Origin of the sequence: Candidatus Venteria ishoeyi, from assembly GCF_030378065.1 — a bacterium.
Lineage (GTDB): Bacteria > Pseudomonadota > Gammaproteobacteria > Beggiatoales > Beggiatoaceae > Venteria > Venteria ishoeyi.
The window spans coordinates 1-8,861 of the sequence record NZ_JAUCGJ010000082.1; the positions used below are offsets into that span (position 1 = coordinate 1).

9 protein-coding genes are annotated in these 8,861 nt (G+C 43.1%); 3 read left to right on the top strand and 6 right to left on the bottom strand.

What is annotated here, in order from left to right; genetic code table 11:
- The 5 genes from QUF61_RS17620 to QUF61_RS17640 form a co-directional block, all read right to left on the bottom strand.
- A partial coding sequence (locus QUF61_RS17620) for a hypothetical protein (RefSeq protein WP_289682877.1) occupies positions 1–324 on the bottom strand: 324 nt, incomplete at its 3' end.
- Positions 325–774: 450 nt separating this feature from the next.
- Positions 775–2,148: a WD40 repeat domain-containing protein gene (locus tag QUF61_RS17625; protein ID WP_289682878.1), complete on the bottom strand. Its 1,374-nt coding sequence runs from the start codon at positions 2,146–2,148 to the stop codon at positions 775–777.
- 167 nt (positions 2,149–2,315) lie between these two features.
- Positions 2,316–3,332 (bottom strand): CAP domain-containing protein, encoded by a 1,017-nt coding sequence (locus QUF61_RS17630; protein WP_289682879.1) that lies wholly within the window; start codon positions 3,330–3,332, stop codon positions 2,316–2,318.
- Between the two features lie 60 nt (positions 3,333–3,392).
- On the bottom strand, positions 3,393–4,478 hold the full coding sequence (locus tag QUF61_RS17635; RefSeq protein ID WP_289682880.1) for a hypothetical protein: 1,086 nt from the start codon (positions 4,476–4,478) through the stop codon (positions 3,393–3,395).
- Positions 4,471–4,734: a helix-turn-helix domain-containing protein gene (locus QUF61_RS17640; RefSeq protein WP_103919923.1), complete on the bottom strand. Its 264-nt coding sequence runs from the start codon at positions 4,732–4,734 to the stop codon at positions 4,471–4,473. The genes QUF61_RS17635 and QUF61_RS17640 overlap by 8 nt, the downstream gene beginning before the upstream one ends.
- A gap of 50 nt (positions 4,735–4,784) precedes the next feature.
- Between QUF61_RS17640 and QUF61_RS17645 the strand changes: the two genes are divergently transcribed.
- From QUF61_RS17645 to QUF61_RS17655, 3 genes are all read left to right on the top strand, one after another.
- Positions 4,785–5,879, top strand: coding sequence for a DNA cytosine methyltransferase (locus tag QUF61_RS17645; protein WP_289682881.1), 1,095 nt, complete (start codon positions 4,785–4,787; stop codon positions 5,877–5,879).
- Between the two features lie 71 nt (positions 5,880–5,950).
- Positions 5,951–7,621, top strand: coding sequence for an AMP-binding protein (locus tag QUF61_RS17650; RefSeq protein ID WP_289682882.1), 1,671 nt, complete (start codon positions 5,951–5,953; stop codon positions 7,619–7,621).
- Positions 7,622–7,725: 104 nt separating this feature from the next.
- A complete protein-coding gene (locus QUF61_RS17655) occupies positions 7,726–7,935 on the top strand; it encodes a cold-shock protein (RefSeq protein WP_103919926.1) in 210 nt (69 codons plus the stop codon).
- Between the two features lie 90 nt (positions 7,936–8,025).
- Here QUF61_RS17655 and QUF61_RS17660 read toward each other — a convergent pair whose 3' ends face one another.
- Positions 8,026–8,613, bottom strand: coding sequence for a hypothetical protein (locus QUF61_RS17660; RefSeq protein WP_289682883.1), 588 nt, complete (start codon positions 8,611–8,613; stop codon positions 8,026–8,028).
- Between the last annotated feature and the right edge of the window lie 248 nt (positions 8,614–8,861).

Below are 8,861 nucleotides of genomic sequence, written 5' to 3' on the forward strand. Positions count from 1 at the left end.
CCTCCTGTTGATGGTCAGCCTCCTGTAGACGGTCAGCCTCCTGTAGACGGTCAACCTCCTGTTGACGGTCAACCTCCTGTTGACGGTCAACCTCCTGTTGATGGTCAACCTCCTGTAGACGGTCAGCCTCCTGTAGACGGTCAACCTCCTGTTGACGGTCAACCTCCTGTTGACGGTCAACCTCCTGTTGATGGTCAACCTCCTGTAGATGGTCAACCTCCTGTAGATGGTCAACCTCCTGTAGATGGTCAACCTCCTGTAGATGGTCAACCTCCTGTAGACGGTCAACCTCCTGTAGACGGTCAGCCTCCTGTTGATGGTCAACCTCCTGTAGACGATTAGTAATACTCACCATTTGCCTATTTTAATGGGTAGTTCCAAGAATTAATTTAGGCTTACGAAATATCAATGAGTTACGTCCTGGAAGGCTGTCCGAGAATAGCAAAATCAATCATTTTGCTAAAATTAATTCGTTATTTATCAAAAAGTTAAAAATCTGATTTTTTGAAAAATTGAGTTCTTGGACAACCTCTCAGGAGTCATTCGATAATGATGCTAGCCGATGGATCAAAATGGATTGGATTTCCACTGCATTGAATACAGTCAAATCGTTAACTTATTGATTGCAAATCACTAAAAGCCAATTCTTTTTTCTCCAAAAAAAATAAGCGAATAGTAAGCGTTTATTTATAGTTTATTTATACTGGCACACACATTATCACCAGGATGCGATATACCATTGGGTGCGGGAGCAGTTGATAAAGTGACAGGCTGCTAATGCAAAGAGGGGTGAAAAGCGGATAAAAATTCTTGCCATAACGCCTGCTCATCACGAAACAATTGCCAGCGTTGCAGTTGTCCTCGTATATCCAGGGTAAACAAAACATCATAAGCCTGTTGCGGTTGTCTGAGCAGCTTGGCTTGTTGTAATTCCCCTTGATTTTGTGCCAGCGTGGCGAGTAATTGCAGAGTATTTTGGCTGTCAGACCAGCGCAGCCAGTAACTGGCGTGATTACCACTGACTAACAGGTGCTCATTATCCGCCCACAGTATTTTTGCCAGCCAGTCAGAAGGACTGCGCCAAGTGTATAAAAGCCTGCCATCTACTGCCCAGATACGCAGGCCGCCATCCAGAGCAACGCTGGCAATCTGTTTGTCATCCGGGCTGAAAGCGGCATCCAGTACAGCACCTGCCTGATTTTGATAAGATTGTATTTGTTTGCCAGTTTTCACTTGCCAGCGTATGACCTGTCCATCTTCTGCAATGCTGAGCAGTTGTTGACCATCACTGCTGAAAGCCACTCGATAAACAGGGCCTTGGTGTCCTGTCAAAGTATGTAATAAGTGACCACTGTCTGCATCCCAAATACGTACTTGTTGATCCGCTGCTGCGCTGACAATATACCGGCTGTCCGGGCTAAATTGTGCGTCATAGACCCAGTCAGGATGTCCCAGCGCCAGATGGGGACGGTTGCTTTGCATAAACCATACGCCAAGACTATGATCGGCAGCATGGCTTAATAATAAGCGGTCATCCGGGCTGAATTGCAGCTTAAATACGGGTGCTGTGTGCCCTACCAGGGTTTGAGTGATTTTTTTCTGTTCCAAATCCCATACATACAACAAGTGATCATAACCCGCCAATATCAGTTTATCCCCTTGCCGGTTAAAGGTCAGATGTTGCACCTGCTCTACCGGTAAGCCCATACATTGTGACTGTAAACCAGAGGCTTGCAGAATTTGTATATCCTTTTTGGCGATGGCGAGTTGCCAGTTTTCACTCAGGCTGTCGTTTTGCAAGGCAAAATGACTGACATTGCTTCTCAGGGTTTTGACCAGTTCATTTTCCGGCAGTTGCAGCAGGCTGTCATATACCGGTGCCAGAAATGCAGGCGTTGCTTGTGATTGTGCAGCCACTTGCAATACCGCAGTGTAAGCTTGCGCCTGATTCAAGGCTTGTAGCCGCGCCAGACGCTCTTGTTGCCATTGTTGTTTGCTTTGTTGCAATTGAGTTTCTTGCTGTGCCAACAGGCTTTCTTGTTGTTTAAGCGTCTGTTTTTGCTGATATAGTGCCCATAAAGCCCACAGCAAAATAGCCAATAACAGCAGTAAACTGATTAACGAGGCGCGGGGCAAGGTATTTTTCATATAAAATTCAGTACAAAGCTATGGCAGTTTTTTGTGCCGGTATAGGGTTTGGCAAGGTGCAAATGAAAACTTGCGTGAAGCAAAAGCAGGTTTTTTGCATTTCAAGCCTTCAAAACCTGCGAAAAAGAAGCTTTTGCCTAACCCCCCGTTACAAACGGTAAACGCTATTAATAGGGGGTTTGCCCCACATAGTTCCCCGGTGGGTTGTAATTACATATCCACACTTGACTGCCATTGCCGCATTGCGCCGTGGCACAACCTAACTGTTTGCTGTTTTTCCATACAATCTGGGTGTAATGACCACAGACCTTGCCTGCTGCGCAACGATTGGTTGTGATGTCATAATCCTTTTTCTCGCTGGCCCACATATCCACTACCACTTGTGGACTTAAGCGATAGCCTCCTGCCAGGTTTTCCCCATAGCGCCGATTCTGATCCCGGTGGCGCATATTGCAAAAAGTTTGTGTGCCCGCCTCTGATTCCAGTACCTGCGCCCATTCTTTGGCATGAGCGGCAATGTCATCTGACCAGTTTAAACCTGACAGTCCCACTTCTGCACGCCATTGATTATGCGCGGCAACCACACCCTTAAACGGTGCAGGTGCTTCCTGGTAAACATCGGCTTTGTCCGCAGTCGTTGTTGTCTCCGGTGCTGTCGGACTGGTATCTGATGGAGTGGCACGGGTATTGGGAGCCGGTTTATGACTACTTGTTGTGGTGTCTGGTTTTTTTCCTAAAAACCACCAGCGTTGATTAGGTGCATTATTACAATCCCAAATCTGCACCCGACCCCCGGTTTTTAATAAATCAGCACCTGCAATGTCCAGGCATTTGCCCCCACCATTGACCAGTCGCTCTTGCGTGTCAAATTGCCATTGTTGATTAGGTGCATCATTACAATCCCAAATTTGCAACGGTGCACCATTATTTTTAAGCTGTCCACCAGGCACATCCAGACATCTGCCAGCCTGACTAACCAGACGGCTCTTATCGTCAAAATACCATTGCTGATTCGCTGCATCATTACAGTCCCAACTGTGTACCTGACCGCCCTGATGATAGAGTTCAGGGCCGAGTACATCCAGACAACGCCCACCAGCATTCAGCAAACGCTCGGTTTGTGCCGCTAAAAGCAGTTGTGCAACAAAAAAAAGCATCGAAAAAATAAATATGATTTTTTTCATAAAAATGTCCTAATATTTAATATTGCAATTTCTGAAAGGTGCAGAGTGTGCATGTAATTGTTATATTCCCGTTTCAAAGAACGCATTCCATCCCGCTTTTGTTCTCATTGAAATATGCATGTCTTGCACAAAATCTGCAATATTTTTTAATACAACAGAAAATTCCTCATCATTTAATATGGCACATATAGAACAGCAAAATGCCTGATAATCTACAAAATCAAAATTCTTACCCTTGTAAGAATAGCTGCCTTCTACCACATCAAGTTCGACAACATCGGTTGCTAACCTGCATATGAAAGTTACAGAACAATCAATATGACCTGTGGAATTAAGTGCGTCAAGACTATCATCTAGCCGCTTTTTTGACACTGGCTTAACTGTAATTTCATATAAATTTGTTACATCACCCTCAATTTCTAACCAAATATCAGCAGGTTTCTTTGAGGTCGTATTGGTACCAAAAACACTCTCATTTCCACCAGCAACCTGAATAGTGGAAGCACGGAATACGGCAGCTAGAAGTTGTGAAACAAGATATTGAGGAAGATTTCCCGACTCTGGGTATCTGAGGGTAAATTCTACTAATCTATTACCTAGGGTTTGTCTTGATTCAGACTGCTTAATTTCAGCAAGTTGATAACTGCTAATGCTTTCAGCATATTTCCAAAGACGAAAAAAGAAATAATCGATGAATCTGGCTCTTTTAGCTTTTCCTGCGTTAACAACAATTCTGAGGAACTCCACAGCGGCTATAGCGGCTGATTGCGGTCTACGTCCCTTTGCCCAATCCTCATTTAATTGGTAGACATTCTTAGCAACATTGAGTGGATCGGATTTTCCGCAGGGGATACCGTTTTCTTGTAGTGCATACCAAATACCTCCTTCAAATATAGATCGTGGATTGCAATCGTAAAAATTATTGAGTGGATCGTAATTCTCATTTAAATGTAAACCCGTTAAGGCTGTAACCACTACACCACGAAAGCCCTTTGCATTGACTTCGATAAACGCTGTCAGTAATTGATGAATATCTGATGAAGTCCCAAATTCTTGAAAATCCTCATCACACTTCGTTTTTGCAACGCCAAGCCGTGTATTGACATAATATTGGCCTGCACTATTTCGCTTAGATATTTCACTCATTTGGAAACCCGGTAAATTTTTTAACGATCTGCTGAAGTCGTGTATTTTCATCAATACGTAATGCCTCCAGAACCATTGAAAACTCAAGCACATCAAGTCGTTTTTCATATTTCTCTATTTTGGAAATATCTGATTGATTTAATCCAATCTGAGCTGCAAGCTCCCCTTGAGAAATACTCAGGCGAATACGTTCTTTAGCGAGTTCAGAAATGAGTGATTGATAGCGTTGATCATGGATTGTTTTACCTTTTTTCATGCTGTGTATCATGCTACAATTATTAATTTATTCGGAATTGGAATAATTCAATGAAAGCTATCTCATTATTTAGTGGCGCTGGGGGTATGGATGTTGGATTCAGGGATGCAGGGTTTCAAATCATTGCTGCAAACGAAATGGATAAATATGCTTGTGATACATTTCATGCCAATCACCCGGATACAGTACTTTATGATGGGGATATTGATGAAGTAAAAACTGAATTCTCAAAATTCAAAGGGGTAGATGTTATTTTTGGTGGACCGCCTTGCCAAGGATTTTCAGTTGCAGGGAAGATGGATCCAGATGACCCTAGAAGTAAGCTGATATTTAGTTTTTGTACCGTGATTGAGCGTGTGCAACCAAAAGGCTTTGTTATGGAAAATGTAAAGTCTCTTGGTTCACTCACCAAGTTTGAAGAAGTACGTGCTGCGCTTATTTCACGTTTTCAGAAAGCCGGGTATACCGTTACCACTCTCATTCTGAATGCAAAAGAATTTGGAGTTCCTCAGTCACGCGAAAGGGTGTTTTTTATTGGCGTGAAAAATGGATTTGAAGCAATTTTTTCATCCGCTTTTAAAAGGTATAAAAAGTTAGCTCCAACGCTTCGCGACGTATTAATCCCTTTAGGTAAACCAGGCAGTAAATATAATGATCGCATTTGCAATGCAAAAGTTACACTTGCCGCAAAACCTGTACTTAGAAAATCACCATATGCAGGTATGTTATTTAATGGACAAGGCAGGCCGCTAAATCCCGATGGGTGGGCAAGTACATTACCTGCAAGCATGGGAGGCAATAGAACCCCTATCATTGATGATAATCATTTATATAATGATGCAGCATCCTGGGTAGAGGATTATCACCGACATTTAATGGCTGGAGGTAAGCCGCAAGGTATGCATGATGCACCTTCTTATCTGAGACGACTTACAATCAATGAAGCCGCATTGCTTCAAACATTTCCTGCAAGCTATATATTTTGTGGTCCGAGCAGTAAAGTATTCTCACAGATAGGAAATGCTGTACCGTGTAAACTGGCGTATGTAGTGGCGAAATGTATAAGGGATTCTTTATCTGGGGTTGCACAAGTTGATTATGCTACAGTTGAGACAGGTCAGAATTTTGAACTTGCTATTGCGTGATGAAGAAATCTAAACAATATCGATATCCGTTATTGATATCCCTTTCAGGACCGAAAAAAAAGGATTAAATTGTGGAAAAAATCTGGTTAAATCAATATCCTGAAGGTATCCCTGCACAGATTGATGCCGACATCTGGCAATCCATTCCGGAAGGCTTTGCGCAGATTTGCAGTGAATTTGCCGACAACCCGGCCTTTAGTTGCATGGAACAAACACTGACCTTCCGTGAAATACAGCGGCTTTCCCAGGATTTCGCCAATTATCTGACGCAAGAACTCAAACTGGAAAAAGGCAGCCGCATTGCCTTGATGATGCCTAATATTTTGCAATATCCGGTGGCTTTGTTTGGCGCTTTGTCTGCGGGTATGACCATTGTTAATGTGAATCCCTTATATACCAGTCGGGAATTGCAACACCAACTGCAAGATGCGGGTGTCAGTGTGATCATCTTGCTCGATCACTTTGCTCATGTGCTGGAAACAGTGATAGATCAAACCTGTATTCAACATGTTATTGTGACATCTATCGCCGATCTGCATCCTTTTTTCAAACGTTTAGCTATTAATTTTACCGTGGCTTATGTTAAAAAAATGGTGCCAGATTACCAGTTGCCCGGTACTGTCTCATTTCGCAGAGCTTTAGCCAAGGGTCATAAAAAAACCTTTCAGCCTCAAGATATTCAACCACAAGACCTGGCCTTTTTACAATATACCGGTGGCACAACGGGCATTGCCAAGGGTGCAATGCTGACGCATCGTAATATGATCGCCAATATGCAGCAAGTACAGGCTTGGCTAAAAATACGGGCGCAAGTCGGAACGGAAGTAATTTTAACGCCCTTGCCGCTCTACCATGTATTCTCACTAACTGCTAATTGCCTGGTGTTCATGCGTTTTGGCGCGCACAATATTCTGATTCCCAATCCTCGCGATCTGAAACAACTGATCGCAGACATGAAACATTATCAAATAACAGCCATGACTGGGGTTAATACCCTGTTCAACGCTTTAAGTAATGTTAAAGCCTTCCGTGAAGTTGATTTTTCCCGGTTTAAATTGACAGTGGGTGGCGGTGCAGCGGTACAGGCCAGTGTTGCTAAAAAATGGAAACAAGTCACTGGACATCATATTTTAGAAGGTTATGGTTTAACGGAAACTTCCCCCGTTGTCTGCGTGGTACCACCTGACAGCACAGATTTTACGGGCAGTATTGGTCTGCCATTGCCTTCGGTGGAAATATCGCTGCGTGATGATGAGGGGCAGGAGGTTACAGCGCAGCAAGATGGCGAACTCTGGGTACGTGGTCCGCAGGTGATGGCAGGTTACTGGCAACGCCCGGATGAGACCGCAAAAACCTTAACTGCTGATGGCTGGCTGAAAACGGGTGATATAGCCCGTATGGATGAGTTGGGTTATGTCTATATCGTTGATCGCAAAAAAGACATGATACTGGTTGCTGGCTTTAATGTTTTTCCCAATGAAGTGGAAACCATCGTTGCAGAGCATGAAGCGGTGGATGAGGTGGCTTGTATTGGTATACCTGAAAAACGTGGTGGCGAAGCTGTAAAAATTTTTGTGGTACTAAAACCAGGGTTTGAGGTCGATGCCAAGACGCTGAAAACCCACTGCCAAACGCACTTGACAGAGTATAAAGTACCTAAAAAAATTGAATTTGTGCAAGCCTTGCCAAAATCAAATATTGGAAAAATTTTACGTAAAGAGTTGCGCAATACGGGTAAATAAGTATACCATAGCCGGATATTGGGTTTTTTTGTGAAATCCTGGTATAAATCAGTAACACTGATTTTTAGAAAAAATCAGTACTTAATAAATTGCAAGAGGGCAACATGTCAAATATAGTCGCAGGCACCGTTAAATGGTTTAACGATGAGAAAGGGTATGGTTTTATTGAGCAAGAAGGTGGTAAGGACGTCTTTGTTCACCATACTGCTATTAACGGTACCGGTCGGAAAACCCTGATCGAAGGACAACGTGTTTCTATGGAAGTGACACAAGGTCAAAAGGGTTTACAAGCTGAAAACGTAACTCCTGAATAAAAAAATAACGCCCCTTCTTCAGGGGCGTTATTTTTTTATCTACCAGAAAACCACAAGTGATGAATGAAGTCTAAATCAAACTCAGCTTGTTCATCCATTCTCTGCTATCATTTCTTTAAGCTTCTTTTCTGTCATCCGTTGCATAGGTTTTCCCGTCACGGGATCCGGTGGTGCCTGACGTTTTTCTGCATAGGGAAAAACCGTTAAAGACAAGCGTGTTTCACCAGCCATAAAACGGTAGCAAGGATATTTTCGCTCAATACCTGGATATAAGCGTTCGCTGATTTCATAAGGAATGTTTTGCTCCATCAATAACCAGGCAATTTCTTCCTGGGTATCACAAAACACATGTAAGCTAATCGTGGAATATTCATGGCTGGTACCGCTAAGTACTTTGCCTACCAGACACGGTTCAAATGACTGCAACATTTTCATTGCCTGCAATGCAGTATGACGCTGCTGGGTTAACCATTGGCTTTGTTCTTGCCCATAAAACAATTTTTGATAAGTGCGCAATGCCTGCTCAATTTCCTGATTATCCGGTAGGTTACGGCTTTGCGAAAGTCCCAGGCGGGCAACCGCTTTTTGTTTCGCCAGCTTAAAATCATCTAACGATTCCTGCGCCATAATGCGCGCTGCCGTTTCTGCAATTTGCTGACGTTGTTGTTGATTGCGCATAGTTTTTATGAAATTCGCATTATTTGCTGTTATTGTTCTGATGTTAAAGGTACTGCACCATAAAATGCAGTATTTTTATCCTGAATAATAAAGGCTGCATTCAAGCTAAGGAGTGAGGATGAAATAAATACAGAAACTGGGCGCAGGATTTTTATTCATTTTCAAGGCGTGAAAACAGGCGCATAGCAAGCTATGTAACTGTTTTCACAACGCAGAAAATGGAGAAAAAGACCAGCCAAGTTGCTGAA